This is a genomic window from Flavobacterium jumunjinense, assembly GCF_021650975.2.
In the GTDB taxonomy this organism is placed as follows: Bacteria; Bacteroidota; Bacteroidia; order Flavobacteriales; family Flavobacteriaceae; genus Flavobacterium; species Flavobacterium jumunjinense.
In genome coordinates this window covers 3,010,322-3,029,787 of the sequence record NZ_CP091285.1, presented here as the reverse complement: position 1 = coordinate 3,029,787, position 19,466 = coordinate 3,010,322, and the positions used below count along the sequence as shown (strand labels likewise).

Annotated in this window: 19 protein-coding genes; 11 read left to right on the top strand and 8 right to left on the bottom strand. The window is 29.3% G+C overall.

Annotated features, from left to right (window positions below):
- Positions 1-113: 113 nt before the first annotated feature.
- The gene (locus L2Z92_RS13620; RefSeq protein ID WP_236454398.1) at positions 114-2,852 is read left to right on the top strand and encodes a fibronectin type III domain-containing protein; all 2,739 of its coding nucleotides are present in this window, start codon (positions 114-116) and stop codon (positions 2,850-2,852) included.
- 83 nt (positions 2,853-2,935) lie between these two features.
- Here the strand turns inward: L2Z92_RS13620 and L2Z92_RS13615 are convergent, their stop codons facing one another.
- The 3 genes from L2Z92_RS13615 to L2Z92_RS13605 all read right to left on the bottom strand — a co-directional run bounded on the left by L2Z92_RS13615 (position 2,936) and on the right by L2Z92_RS13605 (position 8,298).
- Positions 2,936-4,027: a T9SS type A sorting domain-containing protein gene (locus tag L2Z92_RS13615; protein ID WP_236454394.1), complete on the bottom strand. Its 1,092-nt coding sequence runs from the start codon at positions 4,025-4,027 to the stop codon at positions 2,936-2,938.
- 131 nt (positions 4,028-4,158) lie between these two features.
- Entirely contained in the window at positions 4,159-6,897 is a 2,739-nt protein-coding gene (locus L2Z92_RS13610) for a CHAT domain-containing protein (RefSeq protein ID WP_236454391.1), read from the bottom strand.
- A gap of 90 nt (positions 6,898-6,987) precedes the next feature.
- Positions 6,988-8,298 (bottom strand): S8 family peptidase, encoded by a 1,311-nt coding sequence (locus tag L2Z92_RS13605; protein ID WP_236454389.1) that lies wholly within the window; start codon positions 8,296-8,298, stop codon positions 6,988-6,990.
- Positions 8,299-8,573: 275 nt separating this feature from the next.
- Between L2Z92_RS13605 and L2Z92_RS13600 the strand changes: the two genes are divergently transcribed.
- Complete coding sequence (locus L2Z92_RS13600; protein WP_236454386.1) at positions 8,574-9,134, top strand: RNA polymerase sigma factor; 561 nt, start codon at positions 8,574-8,576, stop codon at positions 9,132-9,134.
- Positions 9,119-9,931: a tetratricopeptide repeat protein gene (locus L2Z92_RS13595; RefSeq protein WP_236454383.1), complete on the top strand. Its 813-nt coding sequence runs from the start codon at positions 9,119-9,121 to the stop codon at positions 9,929-9,931. The genes L2Z92_RS13600 and L2Z92_RS13595 overlap by 16 nt, the downstream gene beginning before the upstream one ends.
- Here the strand turns inward: L2Z92_RS13595 and L2Z92_RS13590 are convergent, their stop codons facing one another.
- The 3 genes from L2Z92_RS13590 to L2Z92_RS13580 form a co-directional block, all read right to left on the bottom strand.
- Positions 9,932-11,143 (bottom strand): hypothetical protein, encoded by a 1,212-nt coding sequence (locus L2Z92_RS13590; protein WP_236454380.1) that lies wholly within the window; start codon positions 11,141-11,143, stop codon positions 9,932-9,934. It abuts the gene before it with no gap.
- A 127-nt stretch (positions 11,144-11,270) separates the two neighbouring features.
- Positions 11,271-11,696, bottom strand: coding sequence for a hypothetical protein (locus L2Z92_RS13585; protein WP_236454377.1), 426 nt, complete (start codon positions 11,694-11,696; stop codon positions 11,271-11,273).
- A 32-nt stretch (positions 11,697-11,728) separates the two neighbouring features.
- Entirely contained in the window at positions 11,729-12,079 is a 351-nt protein-coding gene (locus tag L2Z92_RS13580; RefSeq protein WP_236454374.1) for a 4Fe-4S dicluster domain-containing protein, read from the bottom strand.
- A 125-nt stretch (positions 12,080-12,204) separates the two neighbouring features.
- Here L2Z92_RS13580 and L2Z92_RS13575 point away from each other — a divergent pair, with 125 nt between their 5' ends.
- The 7 genes from L2Z92_RS13575 to L2Z92_RS13545 all read left to right on the top strand — a co-directional run bounded on the left by L2Z92_RS13575 (position 12,205) and on the right by L2Z92_RS13545 (position 17,498).
- The gene (locus L2Z92_RS13575; protein ID WP_236454372.1) at positions 12,205-13,263 is read left to right on the top strand and encodes an acyl-CoA reductase; all 1,059 of its coding nucleotides are present in this window, start codon (positions 12,205-12,207) and stop codon (positions 13,261-13,263) included.
- A gap of 113 nt (positions 13,264-13,376) precedes the next feature.
- A complete protein-coding gene (gene serC / locus L2Z92_RS13570; protein WP_236454370.1) occupies positions 13,377-14,447 on the top strand; it encodes a 3-phosphoserine/phosphohydroxythreonine transaminase in 1,071 nt (356 codons plus the stop codon).
- Positions 14,448-14,501: 54 nt separating this feature from the next.
- Positions 14,502-15,458: a D-2-hydroxyacid dehydrogenase gene (locus L2Z92_RS13565; protein WP_236454368.1), complete on the top strand. Its 957-nt coding sequence runs from the start codon at positions 14,502-14,504 to the stop codon at positions 15,456-15,458.
- Between the two features lie 44 nt (positions 15,459-15,502).
- Positions 15,503-16,123, top strand: a complete 621-nt coding sequence (locus L2Z92_RS13560; RefSeq protein ID WP_236454366.1) for a DUF937 domain-containing protein — start codon at positions 15,503-15,505, stop codon at positions 16,121-16,123.
- Between the two features lie 79 nt (positions 16,124-16,202).
- Entirely contained in the window at positions 16,203-16,631 is a 429-nt protein-coding gene (locus L2Z92_RS13555) for a DUF6146 family protein (RefSeq protein ID WP_236454364.1), read from the top strand.
- 5 nt (positions 16,632-16,636) lie between these two features.
- Complete coding sequence (locus L2Z92_RS13550) at positions 16,637-17,182, top strand: hypothetical protein (protein WP_236454362.1); 546 nt, start codon at positions 16,637-16,639, stop codon at positions 17,180-17,182.
- Positions 17,175-17,498, top strand: coding sequence for a DUF6787 family protein (locus L2Z92_RS13545; RefSeq protein ID WP_236454360.1), 324 nt, complete (start codon positions 17,175-17,177; stop codon positions 17,496-17,498). The genes L2Z92_RS13550 and L2Z92_RS13545 overlap by 8 nt, the downstream gene beginning before the upstream one ends.
- Before the next feature lie 27 nt (positions 17,499-17,525).
- On the opposite strand, the gene L2Z92_RS13540 is transcribed toward L2Z92_RS13545, so the two are convergent.
- Both L2Z92_RS13540 and folE read right to left on the bottom strand, forming a co-directional pair.
- Complete coding sequence (locus tag L2Z92_RS13540) at positions 17,526-17,828, bottom strand: hypothetical protein (protein ID WP_236454359.1); 303 nt, start codon at positions 17,826-17,828, stop codon at positions 17,526-17,528.
- A 56-nt stretch (positions 17,829-17,884) separates the two neighbouring features.
- On the bottom strand, positions 17,885-18,553 hold the full coding sequence (gene folE, locus L2Z92_RS13535; protein WP_236454356.1) for a GTP cyclohydrolase I FolE: 669 nt from the start codon (positions 18,551-18,553) through the stop codon (positions 17,885-17,887).
- Positions 18,554-18,792: 239 nt separating this feature from the next.
- On the opposite strand from folE, the gene L2Z92_RS13530 reads away from it, so the two are divergent.
- Positions 18,793-19,461, top strand: coding sequence for an ABC transporter ATP-binding protein (locus tag L2Z92_RS13530; RefSeq protein ID WP_236454354.1), 669 nt, complete (start codon positions 18,793-18,795; stop codon positions 19,459-19,461).
- Positions 19,462-19,466: the final 5 nt, after the last annotated feature.

Genomic DNA, 19,466 nt, shown 5'->3' with positions numbered 1-19,466 from the left:
CTTAAACTATATAACTTTTTAATAAAGATTGAGGTCTATTGGTAACATTAAGAAAAAACTTACCTTATAGATTCGAGGTAATTTCGTCGTTACTAAACTAAACAACAATTCTAATGAAAAAAGCATTACTTATTTTAAGTATTCTACTCTTCAATTTTAGTGTTTCTCAAGCACTACATCCTTATTTACAAAACGTTACTCCAACTTCTATTTATGTCAACTGGAAAACAAGTAATAATAATGAAACTATTGTAGAATATGGAACAAACTCGACTAATTTAAATGTAACCGTTACAGGAAACACCAATATCCTAACCGATGTGGGTTATCCAGGTAATTATTACTATCATTCTGCTAAACTAACAAACTTAAGCCCTAACACTAAATATTATTACAAGATAAAAACAGGAAGTGCAACCTCTGCTATTTTTTCGTTTAAAACACTTCCTAATCCAGGTGAAGCAGCTACAGCAGACGGACATATTCGATTCTTAATCATGGGTGACAATCAACTAAAAAATGAACCTCGATATGATTCTTTAGTTGCTGCCGCAAAAAGAAAAGTGAAAGAAAAATGGGGTGCATCTCTCGATCCTAATGACAATATTGCCATGACATTTATGGTTGGAGATCAAGTAGATGTTGGAACATTAGATCATTATGAAAATGTACATTTTAAAAAGAACAGAGCATTATCTGGCTATTTACCTATCCAAACTACAGTAGGAAATCACGAAACCTATGGAACTTTAGGAATGAACTCTTATTATAGCCACTTTTACATGAGTGAGTTGAACTATCAAGGAATTTCATCTAATTCTGAAAATTATTATGCACAACAAGCTGGAAATGTTCTTTTTATTAGTTTAAGCTCAGAGCATACTGGCACAACTCAATTCAACTGGTTACAGCAAGTTTTAACAGCTGCTAAAAATGACACAACAGTAGATTGGGTTATTTCTTTAAGCCATCGTCCTTATCAAGCGGAACAATATGTTGGTGATATTTCAAATTGGGTAAGAGAAACGGCTGTCCCACTTTTAACTACCACAGACAAATATATCATGCATGTAGGTGCACATCATCACCTATATCATAGAGGTCAATTAAAAAACACACCTACTTATAATATCATTTCTGGAGGAACTGCTTGGGATCAATACTGGTCAATGTCTACTGAGAAAGATTTTGAAGATGTTCAAAAAACAATAAGTAACTGGATGTATCAAATTGTAGATATTGACGTTACCAATGGAACAATGGATATTGAAAGTTATTCTATTGGAAGTATTTATAAATGGAAAAATAACCAATTGATGGATGAATTTCACCGTTATAAAAACAAAACAAAACCTAACAAACCATCAATTACAAATACTTTTTCTAGCACTGTTCAATTACCAATTACCTTAGAAGGAAGCCCGTTTTCTACTAATGAACCTGAGTTACTAAACACTTCTCAGTTTGTTATTTCTAAATTTCAAGATTTTAATGTAATTGAAAAAGAATCATATAGAGATTATGAGAATTTATTTGGAAAATATGCTACACAACGTGATTCTACTGTAGATGTTAATCTAGGGGTAGATATTACCAAAATGGAAATTCCAACAAACTCGTTAGATAATGGAACTTACTTTGCAAAACTTAGATATAGAGATAGAAACCTAGAGTGGTCTGATTGGAGTGATGCAGTTTCTTTTGAAATTACAAATAGTAATACTGGAACCGTTACTCTATCTATTGATAGTCCAACGAATACCTACAACATAAACCAAACAATAAATGTAAATTATGTAAATGCTCCAACAACAAACAACACTTGGATTGGTATTTACAAAGACGGACAAACACCAGGAACACCATCTTCTCAATCTTGGCAATATACAAATGGTACGTCTAGTGGTACAACCAATTTCACTTCTGGTTTAGCCAATAGTGGTCGTTATTACGTTGCTCTTTTTATAAATAACGGATATACTGAAGTAGCCGATAGAATCTACTTCTATGTAGGACCTGTTCCAACAATTAGTACCGACGAAACAGAATATGCGTTAGGAACTGATGTTATTGTTTCTTTTACCAATGGCCCTAATTTATCTAATGATTGGATAGGTATTTACAAAATGGGTATTAATGCTGGAGATGCTCCTTCTACAGCGTATGAATATGTAACTAGCACAAATGGCTCGTTAACTTTCCAAAACCTCCCAAAAGGATATTATTACGCTTCCTATTATTTAGAAGATGATTATGATGCAATTGGAAACAAAGTGTTCTTTAAAGTTGGTGATATTGTTACCGAACTTTGGATTGACAAACCTGTATATGAACTTGGGGAACAAATTAACGCTTCTTGGACAGATGCTCCAGGAATTGTTAAAGACTGGTTGGGTGTTTATAACGAAGGAGACAACCCAAATGTACAACCTTTAATAAGTTATCAATATTTTCAAGGTTTAGCAAATGGTAGCTCCCAAATTGAGAATCAAAACATGCCAAACCAAGAAGGTAATTACTTTATTGTGATGTTCACTAATGATTCTTATAATGAGGTTTCCAATAGAGTGTCCTTTGAAATTGTTTCTCCCTTAAAAAACACAGCATTTGAAATAGACAAAGGCATTAAACTCTATCCAAATCCGACCAATAACAATAAGCAAACTTTCATTCAATGTGATTATCCTATTGATGAGATTGAATTATTTAATACTGAAGGACAATTATTATATGCTACAAAAAATGTAAACAATAATAAATACTCACTATTAACACAAGATTTACCAAAAGGAATCTACATTATAAAGATTCATTCTAGAAAACTATTCACAGCTAAGTTAATTGTAGAATAAACAGTTATCTAATAAACTTAAAAATCCGATTATAACTTTTGCTATAATCGGATTTTCTACATTGTTAACCTACAGTAATAAACTTATTCTTTTATAATTTTTTCTTTATAACTTCCTTTATCAGTTTCTATATTAATAATATAAAATCCTTTTTTCAATTCGGTCAAATTAACATTCTGTTCGTTTGAAGCTGCTGTTAATTTTTCTTTTTTAACCCTTGAGCCATAATTATCAAAAATTTCATAAGAAATTATTTTTTCTTCCTTATCAACTGTTATGATTAAAACATCTTTCACTGGATTTGGATATAGTTTTAACGCATCAATAGTATCATTTTCTATATCTAAAAATGAAATAATATCCTGTCCATCTGAAGTTCCAGATGTTTTACAAGATACCACTCTAAAAAACTGAACTGGTGCAGATTTCCAAACGGGTCCAATAGAAAAACCTACAGCATATAATTTTCCTGTCTGAAAATACTTATCATTTTCATTTGCAAGTGCATTTAAGCTAATAAATGATGGTGCTTCTCCTGTACCAGCCCAATCATTATAATAATCAGAAACAAACGACCACGTTGTCAAATTAAATTCAGAGATACGAATATGATAACCACTCTCAAATTTACTACAGCTCCCATTTATTGTTACTGCATTTTGACAAATAGTCTTTACAGGCATTGGCCCATAAAGAGAAGATTCGTTTTGTGTAGATAAAACATTATACATCGTGAAACAAGGCACTGATACTCCTGGAATGTTTACTGTTACACTATTTGTGTAATCATAAAGTGTAGGTGCAGAATCACAACCATTAATTCCTTGAGGATTAAAACTTACCCTTATTCTATACTCATAATTAGTACCTTCCAATTGTAATGTTTTCGCAGTTCCTGAATACACCTCTAAGAGACTTGTTGTAAATGGAAATTGTTGAACACTTGGTGTGAAATTTGACCACGAAATTGTACCAACTTCTCTACTTTGACAAAGAAAAGAAAACTTTCCATAGCACCCTGGTCCATTTGTAGTTACACGAAGACTAACAACATGATAACCTGGATAAGATGCACTTGGCGTTGGTGCAGGATTTAAAGTCAAGTTTGCTACTAAGGCTGCATTGCTAGTCATCCCCATTAACAACATTGCGACAAATAGAATAATTTTTTTCATTTTTAATGTTTATTTGTTTTCCCTTACTCTATTCTGTATTAGGGTTTTTCAGGTTCCACCCTTAGATCGATCTATCTATAAGTGTGTTTAATAAAAAATCATTACCCAAAAAATAACAAAAAAATGAAAATTTATTTTTTTGAAAATTTATTGCTTTTTTTACTCCAAATATATACTAGCAAAATGAATATGAAAACGATAATCAAAATGGTTTCAAAAGTTATTCCTTTTGAAATTTCGAGGGATGAAGTACTACCCGTCAATGTAAATGAAGCCCAGTAATAAGGTAAAGCTTCAGAAAATTTATGCTCTTGTAAATATTTTATCTTCGCGTTTTGTAAGGATTTCGATTTACTTTTTTTTTGTTCTAATTCATCATAGAATGTTTTTATTATTGTATTTCCTGCTTTTTGATTCACATTCCATATTGAAGCTAAAACACTTTTTGATCCGTTATAAAAAAAACCTCTCGACAAACTTAATATTCCTTCACCAGAAACAAAAACCCCATCATTCGTTTTACAGGCATCTAAAATAACTAAACTAGCTTCGTTTTCAATTCCATATAATTCATCCAAAGTCAATTTTTTATTTCTAAAGGCAATCCAAGGTGTTCTCGTAATATTATCAATTCCTGCGTGTGTGTTTAAGTGAATTATTTCATATTCATTACTGAAATTATAAAAATTCTCCTTAGTTGCTTGGTTTTCTTCAAACACATCTGATTTCTTATATCTTTCTAATGTATGCATCATTTCTTTAGAGCCTAATAATTCGGGTAAAGAATTGTTCTCGAATTGATACGGAACTATTGCCATTATCTTTTTTTGTGGATGATTTATTTTTTGTTTTATTTTTTCAAAAACAGAAAAAGATTGTAGGTAAGATATTTCTGAAAAGTTAACTAAATAATGTTTTGAAAAATCTTCACTATGCGAAGTTAATAATGCTTCAAAAGGCAAACTAAGTAGGGCATCATCTGGAACAATAATTATTTTTTTATTTTTCAACTTAGACAAAGCATCTTTAAAAGGAAATAATGATTGAAAAACGCTATTACTAATTCTATTAAAATCTGCTTTTGCGACTTTATCCATAAAGCGTTGTTTCATTAATTGCTTTAAAAGTACCAAATCTGATTGTAGCTGAATTACATTATTCAACTTAAAAAGTAGCTTCTCATTAGATGTACAAAAGATTCCAAAACCATGATTTTCATTTAAAATATAAGAAACAAAAACTTCCTCTTTAGAAATGGTATTTGCAATAACTTCATTGAGTGTTACTGTTTCGATTTTTTGCTTCGTTTTAACATATTTAGGATACTCACTTTCAACCGAATCAATGAACTGCTGAAATTCTTTGTTTTTACTAGAGTATTTTTGTTTAATTAATTTATTGCTTGATTGCTCTTGAAACAGTCGCTCTAAAGTGAGTAGTTCATAATGCAATTTGTATTCTCTATCTTGAATTTCTTTAGGAATATCTAATGCTAATTTAGCTTGCAAAGTCTTTATGTTTTCTAACAACAAAAGAGCTTTGTTCTTTTCCATAAAATAGAATGCTTCTTCTGGACTATTCAAAAAATAACAAACTTCAACCGCTAACATATAGGTATTTACTCCTTTTTCTATCCAAAAAAGTTTAGATTGCTCTGCATTACTTTCATACCGAATTAAAGAAACAAGCTCATCAACTCTATATGCTATTTCTTTTGCTTTCAGTAAATAATGTTTCTTTTTTTCTTCCTTATAGGCTTCAACATAATGATAGGCTAAATCTACTAAATAGACTAAAATTTCTTGTTCATATCCAGATTTCTTAATTTGATCTAACGATGGAATAGTAAAATCTGTCTGGTTTTCTTCTAATATTATATGTATTGCTTTTTGAAAATATGGAATTTTGCTTGAAGAAGAATTTGTTTGCAAAAAATAACCCCAATTATTATATGCTGTTGCAATTTGTTCAATATCGGTTGATTTGTTTATTACTTCTTGAAAACAATTATTTGCTTTACTGTATTTTTGTTGTTTTGCATGTAGTATTCCAATATTATTAACTGCTTTTAGCTTATTCAGAGTGTCATCATCATAATATTTTCTAACTTTTTCATATAATGCTAATGCAACATCTATCTCATTAAATGCTTCATAAACATTTGCTAGATTATTATAGATATCATATTTTTCATTTTGCTCTAAATTAGATTCGTGAAATTTTTGTTCAATTTTTAAATGATGTTGCTTTACAATATTCAAATCAGATTGATTAACAGAAGTGAAAGCGTTTTCATATTTTTTACTATAGATGTAAATTAAAATAGCTCTAAGTTTAATTTCCTTTTCAACCTCTTTATTTTTTGCTAATTCTATATTTAATCGATGTAAGCCAGAATAAAAATCGCCTCTTTTTGCTTCTAAAATAGAAAAATCGATTATGGCATTGAAGGTATATTTATCTTTTCCAGCATCATCAACAATTTGTTTTAAAGTTTTAAACCGTTCATTGTTTTTCTCTTCATAATAATAAATCCATGCTAAATTATTTCTTGTTCTATTAAGTACTTCAAGATTATTTTTTTTATACATTTCTTGAATGACAATTGCTTTTTTGAAAAACAAAATTGCATTTTCATTGTCTTTGTTTTTATAAAATTGCTTACCAATTTCAACATATAACAATGCCAACTCTTGTGTTTTTAAAAGCTTATTTTGATTTGACAATAAATAATGTAGTTCATTTAATTTATTGTTTCCTTCAATAGCCAAAATTGCATCCATTTCTTCCTTCAAAAACTTTTGAGAAGTTCCCGTTAATGAAAAGAAAAATAGAATAAAAACATAAAAATACTTAAGGAAAAATAACATGGCCTATTTTTCCATGTAATTTATAAAAAAACAAGCAAAACCAATATGCTTTTTTAAAGAACCTCATGACTTTGCTTGTTTTACATTAATTTATGGCATAATTATTCTATTGTGCTTTACTTTTCGTGTTGTGCTAAAAGTTACTGGACAAGGTTCTCCATATGAAGTTAATGCATCTAACACATTATTTGGAGTGAATCCAGGATTCGATTGAACTATTCTTGCAACAACACCAGAAACAAATGGAGCAGCAAAAGAAGTTCCATCCATATCATAACCTAAAAATGGAATTCCTTCACCAGGAGCAAAAAAATCGACATTTACAATTCCATAGTTTGAAAAACCAGCAATATTTGGATCGGGTAAACCTATTGAACTTGGAAACAATACTTTCTTATTTGCTGCTGCAACTGCGATTAAATTATCTTGCGGATAATTAGAAGGGTAATGTGACACTACATCATTATTGAAACCATCATTTCCAGCCGAAGTAACAACCATTACATTTGGATATAAATTTAATAGTTCTGAAAAAATAGTATTCAATTGATCTCCAGAACCATCATCATACCAACCGAAACTCATTTGAACCACTTGAGCATGATTTAATGCAAAGTTAAAACCACATAAAAGCCCAAAATAACTTATTTGACCTCTTCGATTAGCAATTTTAATAGGTAATATTTGATGTGGAATTTCGTCATTATTTAACACATTATGTATTATTGATGAAACAACTGTTCCATGTCTTCCCCCATTATCATCAAAGCAATTTGGATCATCATTTACAAAATCCCAACCAGACTCTACTCCCGTATAACCATCATTACTTGCATTATACAAAAATGGTGATGTAAAAATTGGTGATGTATCTGCACCAATTGTTGGAGCGATTCCAGTATCTAAAACAGCAACTGTTACTCCTTCATTATCGGATTTTATATATGGATAAAAACTTGTATCGGAATCTGAACCTAAATAAGGGTTAGATAAATCTATACCGAACACAAACTCATAATCTACTTCTACAATATATTCAATTCCACCACCACTTCCTGTTTCGATAGTTGTCTTCTTAGGCTCAATTAGAATTCCTTTATCAAAAATCCACAACTCTATGTTTTTATCTTCACAATGCTCACAAATTTCATAATTTTGAACACCGAAAATATCTCTTAAATTAGATTTTACACTATTTGGTGTTCCTAATAAATATTGAATGATTAGTTTATTACGAGAATAGACAGGAAGATTTGAAATGTTATTGTTATTATTCCTTAGACTGTTTTCCTTTAATAAGCTCTTTTGAGATTCCTCCTCAGTGTATAAATGATCTTCGCTACACGAAAGAGAAAAAATTGACAACACAAAAAGAACAATTATTTTTTTTAAGCTTTTCATTTTTTTATAAGTTTTAAGTTACTTTTTAATAGTGTGTATTACATAAATATATTACCCAATATTTCGAAAATTGTTACTCTATTTTTTTAAAAAATCAATCTTATTTTCCTTTTACCTATAATTTTCTCATTATATAAATAATTTCTGTACTTTTAACGTACTAAAAAAACTGAATTCTTAAATTTTTAATAATTTACTAAAGTTAGATTTAAAAATTCACTTTTGCTATATAATCATATGATTATGAGTCTATAAAGCTCAAAAAAAATATTATAATGGAAAATACAGAACGATATATCAATGCTCTAATTGAAGGAGACGATTTCGTTATTAAAGAAATATACAGTAAAATATATCCCAAAATTGCTTCCTATATTTTCTCTAATAAAGGAAATACTGATGATGCTCTTGATGTTTTTCATGATGCTTTGATGTATATTATTATTACTCAGAAAGAAAAAAGAACAATTATTCTTTCTTTTGAAGCTTATCTTTTTGTGATTTGCAAAAACATTTGGAAGAAAAGTTTAAAAAATAGGGTAATAAAAACAGATGTTTCAACACTAGAAGAAAAAGAAACCGATTTAAGTACTATAATTTTAGAACAACAATGCATCGAATTCTATTTAGAAAAATTCAATCTTTTATCAATAAACTGTAAAGACATTTTGAGTAGTTATTTTAATGGTGCAAGCTATGAAGAACTAGTTATAGAGTATGCCTACTCTAACATTAATACAGTTAGACAAAGAGTTTTTAAATGTAGATCGAAATTAATTGAACTAATAAAATCAGACCTTGAATTTCAAAAGATAAAAAAATGGGGAGAATTTTAACCGAAGAATTATTAGATAAAATAGACCAATACCTCAAAGGAGAGTTATCGGAACAAGAAAGATTGTCTTTTGAAAAGCTATTACAAGAAGATGAACAATTACAAGAAGATGTAATTATTCAAAAACAACTATTTGCTATGCACGGAACTTCTACCACAGATATTTCATCTAATGAAACTGATTTTGAAGCTATAGCATTGCTAAAAGAAAAACTAAAAACTGACGAATACCTACGTTTATCTAACAAAATTAGAACTATTGGTAATGAAAATAGAATTTCAAATGGAAAACCAAGAAAAAGGAAAACACATTACCTTAACTATTTTATTGCCGCAAGTGTTACAATTTTCTTTGCTACGTTATTTTTTTTCAATTCTGAATCAAGTTTAGAATCCTATTACAGCGAAAATGTTAATTGGGAAAATTTACCCTCTTTCATAGATAAAGGAAATGCTTTAGATAATTTTACAAAAGGTGAAATTGCTTTTAAAAAGAAAGAATACAAAAGTGCAATCCTGTCTTTTGAAAATATTGAAACCACGAACGAATTATATCCTTATTCGCTTATGTATATTGGTGCTTCCTATGATGTATTAAATGAGAATGAAAAAGCATTAGACTACTTTAATAAACTGAGCCAGCTTACTGAATTTGAAGAACATACAAAAGGTTTTTGGTATCAATTATTAATACATCTAAAATTAGACAATAAAGAAAAAGCAAATGAAATCTCTAAGATTATTCTGAAAGACAAAAACAATTATAATTATCAAGAAACTCTAAATATGAAGCTATAATTAGTCTTCTTTAATCTCTTCAACTTCAATTTCTTCAACTTCTGTTGAAGGAGGAGGTGATAAACTATCAATAAAATCTTGTTCATCTTGTGTTAAAAGCAAACCAGATTCTATATTCCAAAAATCTGTAAGAATAGTATTTTGTCTGTTCAATAGTGTTTTATCCTTAAAAACATCTTTTGGATCATAGGTAAATAATCGTGTTGTAAATTTAGAAGTAACAAAGTAATTCCTTATTTCTGTTTTAATTATTTCTTCTTTTTTCTTAGATAAATAGCCTATTTCTTCTTTAGCATAGACTAAATAATAATCGTTTCCTTTAACTCTATAGGTTGTCTTAAAGGCCGATTTATAAATGTTTTTTCTACTAGAAACCGAGTAATTTGTATTTTCTTCAGCCCTTTCCGGTGAAATAAAATTATTAATTTCTATAATTATCCTTTTATTATGGTCGTATAAAATAGAAAAATTAAACAAAAAACCTTTTTCCTCTTCTAATGGACTAACCGTTAATCTATAATAATTTTCATTTTCTGGATATGAATTGATTTGAAAATTATATTTATCTTTTACTCTTGATGTTAAAATTTCATCTAGATATTTAAATTGATAATAATTCTCCATCAAATCATTCAGATTGTATCCATAAATATCATTGTCTGATTTTTCATCAAGAATACCTAATACTCTATTCTGTTCTATTAATATATCTGTTTTTACAGTTGATTTATTTCTTTCTATTTGAAAATTCACTAAACCATCGTTATAGAGAATATTTGCATCATTCTTTTTGAAAAATTCTCTAATATAGATTCTTAAATTTGATGGAATTGACAATTTTGCCTTAGAATTATCAACTAAAGATTGTAATATATCTTGAGGATGATTTTTTGTTAATATTATCTCTGGAAGTTTATTAACAGTACTTTCCAAGTAGACAGTATTCACTTCATCTTTTAAAGTAATCGTTTTTAAAATAAACTTTTTATAAGAAGAATGATTTATTTCTAAATAAACAGATCTTTCAAACACTACTTTTACAATTCCATCAACATTAGAAACAAAGTTCTCCTTTGTTCTTAATGAGGTAACAGTAACTTCTTCAACAGGTAATAGCGTGTCAGCATCAACAAATAAGATGGTTATCTCTTTTGTTTGAGAAAAACAATGTAAAGAATAAAAAACTAAAAAAAGGAAAAATAATTTTCTCATTTTAATTAACAATTTTAACGAATTTAACAAATATTAAATTAAAACACCAAACCTTGTCGATAAAATGTTGCTTATCGAGGTCAAAAAGAATTAATTTAATAGATTAATAATTGAAATTGAGTTGAATTTAATTCTTAAAAAATATCGATTGGATAAGTTCAAAAATTATAACTCCAAAAAAAAGAATACAAAACCAAGTTAACAAATTAGTAACTGTTAACCAGTAATTATAGAAAGTAACATATTCATAGGAAGAATTAGAAGCATCATACAAAATAGTCACATCTCTGTTCAAATCTTTCTCATAGCCTTTAATTTGATCATCTGTAAAAGCATAGAACCACTTTTCCTCTTTTAAAACATGAATACTGTTGTTTTTATCTACAAATTCTATAATGGGATATATTGGCTGATAAATACTAAAACCAATAATTTTCCCTACATACTTTTCCGAAACTACGTATGTATATAGTTTGCTACAAAAGTTAAACAGTAAACATCCTAAAAAAAGAAAAGCAAAAATGATATTAAACGGTATCTTCTTCTTAATCATATAAAAAATCCCTTCACAAAGAAGGGAATATGTTACTCATTGTGTAAAAATGATTGCCTATTAAGCAAGGTTTCTTCAGACTCTACATATTCATCATCTGGAACACAACAATCTACAGGACAAACTGCAGCACACTGCGGTTCTTCATGAAATCCTTTACATTCTGTACATTTTCCAGGAACAATATAATACACATCATCAGAAAAAGGTGTTTGTGCAGCATCAGAGTCCACCTCGGTACCATCTGGTAAAACTATTTTACCTGATAATTTTGTTCCGTCTTTATATCTCCAATCATCTGCACCTTCATAAATTGCTGTATTAGGACACTCTGGTTCACAAGCTCCACAATTAATACACTCGTCGGTTATCTTTATTGCCATCTCTTTAAGTTTAAACTTTGAAGTTCGTAAGTTTGAAGAATTACTTCTATTTCTCCAATTCTTTCTAACTTATTACTTATTTTTGTGCAAAAATACAACGTAAACCACTTAAAAGCAAAAAACAAATGTTACAAAATGAAATAAAAAAAAGTTTTACGGATTTAGGTCTATTTTTAAGTCAATTTCAACTAGACGGATTTCATGTAAACACCGCTGTTAAAAACAACGATTTATTTCAAGAAGAATTCAGTAAACTTATTGAACTATCTCAATCTCATAATGGTTGGTTTACGCCAGAAAATGTTCATTTTGCTATCCAATCTTGGGCTACTGCTTTAAAAGAAGAAAATCTAAATAAATGGTTATCACCTTATAAACTTGAAGACTGTAAGCCTAAAACTGTAGGCTTAGTACTCGCTGGAAACATTCCTCTTGTTGGCTTTCATGATTTATTATCTGTATTAATAGCTGGACACAAGGCCTTAATTAAAACATCATCAAATGATCAATATTTAGTTAAATTCTTAATCAAATATTTAATTTCTTTAGATGACAGAATTAGTGAAAGAATCACTTTAGCAGAAGGAAAATTAGAAGGTTTTGACGCTGTTATTGCTACTGGAAGTAATAATACAGCACGTTATTTTGAATATTACTTTAAAAACAAACCAAATATCATTAGAAAAAACAGGAATTCTGTAGCAATCCTTACTGGTGAAGAAACTAAAGAAGAATTAGTTGAATTAGGTGATGATGTTTTTAGATATTTTGGTTTGGGTTGTCGTAATGTTTCTAAACTTTTTATTCCAGAAGGCTATAATTTCGATAACTTTTTTAATGCTATTTTTGAGTTTCAAGAAGTTGTTAAATATGAAAAATATGCTAATAATTATGATTACAACAAAGCAGTTTATTTAATGAGTAATTTTAAATTACTTGATAATGGTTTTTTAACTCTAAAAGAAGACACCAACTTTTCTTCTCCAATTTCATCTGTTTTTTACGAATATTACACATCCATTGAATCGTTAACTAATAAACTAGAAAAAGATAAAGAAAAAATTCAATGTATTGTTTCAAAAAATCAAATTCTGGACAGTATTTCATTCGGTGAAACACAGAAACCAAACCTTTGGGATTACGCAGATAATATAGATACTTTGCAATTTTTAATCAATTTATAACAATTTACTACAACGTTATTGTTAATAAAATTGAATAATTGATACACATTTTAATAGTTTCTATAAAGTCTATTTCCGAAATTTGTATCATAACAACCACTATACATATCATAATGAAAAAACACAATTATAGCGCAGGACCTTGTATTTTACCTCAAGAAGTTTTTGAAAAAGCAGCACAAGCCGTTTTAAATTTTAACAACTCAGGACTTTCCATTCTAGAAATTTCCCATAGAAGTAAAGATTTTGTTGCTGTAATGGATGAAGCTAGAGCATTAGTACTTGAGTTATTAAACTTAGAAGGGAAAGGCTATCAAGCTTTATTTTTACAAGGAGGCGCAAGCTTAGAGTTTTTAAGAGTACCTTATAATTTAATGAAAGAAAGCGGAAAAGCAGCCTATTTAGATACAGGAACTTGGGCAAATGGAGCCATTAAAGAAGCTAAAGCGTTTGGAGAAACAGTTGTTGTTGCATCATCTAAAGATGAAAATTACAATCACATTCCAAAAGGATTCACAATTCCTTCTGATGCAAATTATTTTCATTGCACTTCAAATAATACAATTTTTGGAACTCAAATTAAAGATTTCCCTAAAACGGATATTCCTCTAGTTTGCGATATGAGTTCAGACATTTTTTCAAGAACATTAGATTTTTCAAAATTTGATATCATTTATGCTGGTGCACAGAAAAACATGGGGCCAGCTGGAACAACTTTAGTTGTAATTAAAGAAGAAATTTTAGGAAAAACAGGAAGAGCAATTCCTAATATCTTAAACTACCAACAACATATTACCAAGGAAAGTATGTATAATACTCCTCCTGTATTTGCAGTTTATACTTCATTACTAACACTACAATGGTTAAAAAAACTAGGAGGAGTTCCTGCAATTGAAAAAATAAATGAAGCAAAAGCTAATTTACTTTATAATGAAATTGACCGAAATACATTATTTAATGGTGTTGCTGTAAAAGAAGACAGAAGCATCATGAATGCTACTTTTACCCTTGTAAATCCAGAGCATCAAGAACTATTCGATACAATGTGGAAAGAAGCTGGAATTTCTGGAATTAATGGACATCGATCTGTTGGCGGTTATAGAGCATCAATGTATAATGCTTTGCCATTAGAAAGCGTACAAGTTTTAGTTGATGTAATGAAAGAACTAGAAAATAAAATTTAAAACAAATAATAATATTTAGGAATAGACAAACTCTTTCCTTACAACAAAATAAATATGAAAGTATTAGCTAATGACGGTGTTTCTAAAAAAGGTATAAAAGCTCTAGAAAAAGCTGGTTTTGAAGTAATAACAACAAAAGTAGCTCAAGAACAAGTTGCCAGTTTTATTAATACTCACGATGTTAAAGTAATTTTAGTACGAAGTGCTACAAAAGTAAAAAAAGATATTATCGACGCTTGTCCAGGATTAAAAATCATAGGACGTGGTGGTGTTGGAATGGACAATATTGATGTTGATTATGCACGTCAACAAGGAATTCATGTCATCAACACACCAGCTGCCTCAAGTGAAAGCGTTGCAGAGCTTGTTTTTGCACACTTATTTTCTGGTGTTCGTTTCCTTTATGACTCTAACCGAGTAATGCCACTTGAAGGAGACACGAACTTTAATGGTTTGAAAAAAGCATATGCAAACGGTATTGAACTAAAAGGAAAAACCTTAGGTATAATTGGTTTTGGAAGAATTGGTCAAGCAGTTGCAAAAATTGCCTTAGGATTAGGAATGAAAGTTATTGCATCAGATAAATATGTAGGTGAAGCAATAATTAGAGTAGACTTTTATAATGGACAATTTATCAATGTTGATATTAAAACAGAGCCAATGGAAGATCTTTTAAAGCATTCCGATTTTATCACATTACATGTTCCTTCTCAAAAAGGTTATATTATTGGACGCGATGAATTAAAACTAATGAAAGATAATGTAGGTATTGTCAATGCAGCTCGCGGAGGTGTAATAGATGAAGTTGCCTTAATTGAAGCTTTAGATGAAGATAGAGTTCTATTTGCTGGTTTAGATGTTTTTGAAGAAGAACCAACTCCTGCAATGCGCGTTTTAATGCACCCAAAAGTATCATTAACGCCACATATTGGAGCAGCCACTTTCGAAGCACAAGATAGAATTGGCACAGAACTTGCAGAGCAGATTATAAGTTTATTGAAAAATAATTAAAAAAAATTAGTAACTTTAAACATCAAACCTTAATTTTTATAATCATGTCTGGAATTTTAGATTTATTAAACAGTGATATGGGTAAACAACTCATAGGAAATATTACAGAAAAAACGGGAATAAATGCTTCCCAAGCAACAAGTGTTGTTTCATCAGGTCTTCCTGCTATATTAGGAGCTATGAAAGATAACGTAACCTCTGGTGACGGGGCCGCAGGTCTTTTAGGTGCCTTAAACGGTGGAAAGCATGACGGTAGCATACTTGACAATTTAGGAGGTTTTTTTAATAGTGGTGATTTTTCTGATGGATCTAAAATATTAGGACACGTTTTAGGAAACAAACAAGACACCGTTGTAAACAACATTAGTCAAAATAGTGGTGTAGATTCTGGAATTATTTCAAAAATTCTACCTATGCTTACTCCTATTATCATGGGATATTTAGGGAAACAAACTAAAAGCAATGGTGTTTCTGATGGTGCTGGTCTTGGTGGACTTTTAGGAGGCCTACTAAGCGGAACAGATGGAGGAAGCTCTATTTTAACTTCTGTATTAGACCAAAACGGAGATGGTAAGCTCGATATTAGCGATGCAATGTCGGCTTTAAGTGGAAAGAAAAAAGGAGGTCTTGGAGGACTTTTAGGAGGGCTATTTGGAAAAAAATAATTACTCTTACTTATAATATGTTAAAAGCGTCAACAATGTTGATGCTTTTTTTTATCTTTATGTCTGAAAAGTAGCAATAATGAGATTATACATATCCATAATAGTATGCATCATTGGAATTACAATCTCTTGTAATTCTACAAAAAACTTTTCTACAAATGAAGATCCAAAACTAGTAAGCGACACTGTAACCATTGCCAATGAAGAAATTGAATACGAAATAACTATTATAGATGGTGGCTTTACTTCTTGGTTTAACACCAATTCTAGACCGCGATCTTTTTACTCTCAAACCTATCTTGAAGCTAGAAATAGAGTTTGGGTTTTAGAATGGAATATTAGAGCAAATTCCCCTATGAACTACAATAGTAATCTCTATGAAATGCAAATAGACTATAATAGTTATACTGATTATGGTTATGAAGTGAATTATATGCTCTATAATTATCTCCTCTATTTTCAACAGAGACACAATCAGAAATTAGGCGTTTTTTCAGCAAGACTATAATTATTTTGAAAAATATACTAATTATCATTTTTGCTTTATTCTTTGGTTATAATCTTCGTATGTTTTACTTTGATGATTTTCCAATATATAGCATAATTATTCTTCCTTTTATTTATATTTCCTTCTTTGCTATTTTTACTGTAAATTTTATAAAGGATTTTAAAGCATTTCAAAAATCAAAAAGGCTAATGTCCTTTTCTGCAACGTTTCTAGGTTTAATTTCTTTAGGATTACTTTATCTTTTTTATTTAAATTTAGACTACAACTTAAACAAAGAATCAGTATTAACTTTCGAATTCAGCAGTAATATTAATGGTACACGAATTGATTTAAAAAAAGACAAAACTTGCGTCATCTATGATTATTCTGACATTAGTGGTCGTTATTATTATGGCAATTATACTATTATTGATTCGATTATTGAAACTACAAATATTAAAAAAGATGAATATTCTTGTGACAAATTTTATTTTTCAAAAAAAGATAGCGTACTTTACCCTTTAAAAGGAAAAGAAATCGATTTTTCTCAAAAATTTCTACTCAATGAATAAATTAAAAGAACGCTGGAACGTTACAAGTAATATACAACTAACAATTATATTCATAGTTTTTGCAATTACAGGTTCAACTGCTGCATATCTTTCAAAACCGGTAACATCATTATTAGGTGTTACAAAAGAAAATCTACATTGGTCTTTATATTGGCCGTTACGAATAATGATCTTATTTCCTATTTATCAAATTATGCTTGTTATAATTGGAGCACTATTTGGTCAATTTAAGTTCTTTTGGGAATTCGAAAAGAAAATGTTATTTAGAATGAAACTAGGTTTTATAGCTGACTATGTTGATCAAAAACTAAAATAAAAAAATCCCGATTTCTCGGGATTTTTGCTATTCTTCTTTCTTAATAAGGAATTTATAAATCCAAGTTATAGTAAAGGTAGGAATAATGTCTATAAAAGGAAAAGCTTCTTCTATAAATCCGATAACACTTGCAACTTCTCCAATCTTTCCTTTATACATTTTACGTAATAATAGAAAAGAAACAGGTGCCCAAACAATGTCAATGCTTTCTGCATAACCTGGAACAATGTAAGACAACATTCCAATGAGGTCAAAAACAATACTCAAGATTAATTTTGACTTTTTACTCGATTTTTTTGGAGTAGTTATTACTTCTATTTCTTCAGACATGTAGTATACTTTTAAAGTTAATTACCTCTATTAAAGCAAAATGAATGCCAAAGTAATTAATCTTTTTTAATTAACTTATAAAAATCATCTCTAAATTCTTTTTGATTAAACACTCCTCCATATTGTAAAGTTGAAGTATAACTACTTTCATCTTTAATTCCCCTACTCGAAACACAAAGATGAGTCGCTTCAACAACAACCATAACGTTTTCAGTATCTAAAACAGTTTTCAATTCATTAAAAATTTGCATAATCATGCGCTCTTGAACTTGTGGTCTTCTTGCATAATAATCAACAATTCTATTTAATTTAGACAATCCTATAACTTTTCCTGAAGAAACATATCCAACATGTGCTTTTCCAACTATAGGCAAAAAATGATGCTCACAAGTAGAATTAAAGCTAATATTTGCTTCAACAAGCATTTTATCATAGTGATAAGAATTATCAAAAACTGATATTTTAGGCTTATTGGCAGGATTTAAACCTGAAAAAATTTCTTTAACAAACATTTTTGCAACTCTGTGTGGAGTTCCTTTCAAACTATCATCTGTAAGATCCAAACCTAACTCTTTCATGATAATTTCAAAATGTTCCTCAATCACTTGCATTTTAGCTTCATCCGTTTTTTCAAAAGCATCCTTTCTAAGCGGAGTTTCTGCTGACGTCATTTGATGATTATCTCCTATAGCATCAAATATTTCTTTTTTAATAGTTGTATTCATTATAATATTCTATTTCTATTCGAGTTACGACTTATACTATTTTCTAATTTTGTAGCCACTACAATTATATAATAATTACAATAGACACGATAAACAATTATTTTGTTCAACAAATATAGTTAAATAGTTAAACAAAAATACATTTTAACTTATATTTATTATTTACGCTAAGAAAAATCAAAGTAGATTAGAATTAAAAAATAGAAAAAAAAATGGTTTCTTTGTACAAATGATTTTTGATGATAAAAGCAACTAATTTACACAAGTACTATGACACTTTACACGTTTTAAAAGGTGTTAATCTACATATTAAAAAAGGAGAAATTGTTTCTATTGTTGGAGCATCAGGTGCTGGAAAAACAACATTATTACAGATTCTAGGAACTTTAGACAAATTATCTAAAACAGAAAATTCATCTTTAGAAATTAATAATGTAGATGTAACAGATTTGAACGACAAAAGTTTATCTAATTTTAGAAATAAGCATTTAGGTTTCATTTTTCAATTTCATCAATTACTACCAGAATTTACAGCATTAGAAAATGTATACCTTCCTGGTTTAATAGCAAAAAGAAATAAAAAAGAATTAGAAGAAGAAGCAACTAAGCTATTAGAATATTTAGGTTTATCAAATAGAATACACCACAAACCAGGAGAACTTTCTGGTGGAGAACAACAACGGGTAGCAGTAGCAAGAGCATTAATCAATAAACCAGCAGTTATTTTTGCCGACGAACCTTCTGGAAACTTAGATAAAGCCACAGCAGAAAACTTACATCAGTTATTTTTTAAGCTTAGAGATGAGTTTGGACAAACCTTTGTAATTGTTACTCATAATGAAGATTTAGCCAACATGGCTGATCGGAAATTAGTTATGGTTGACGGAAAAATTGTTTCAGATAATTAACACAA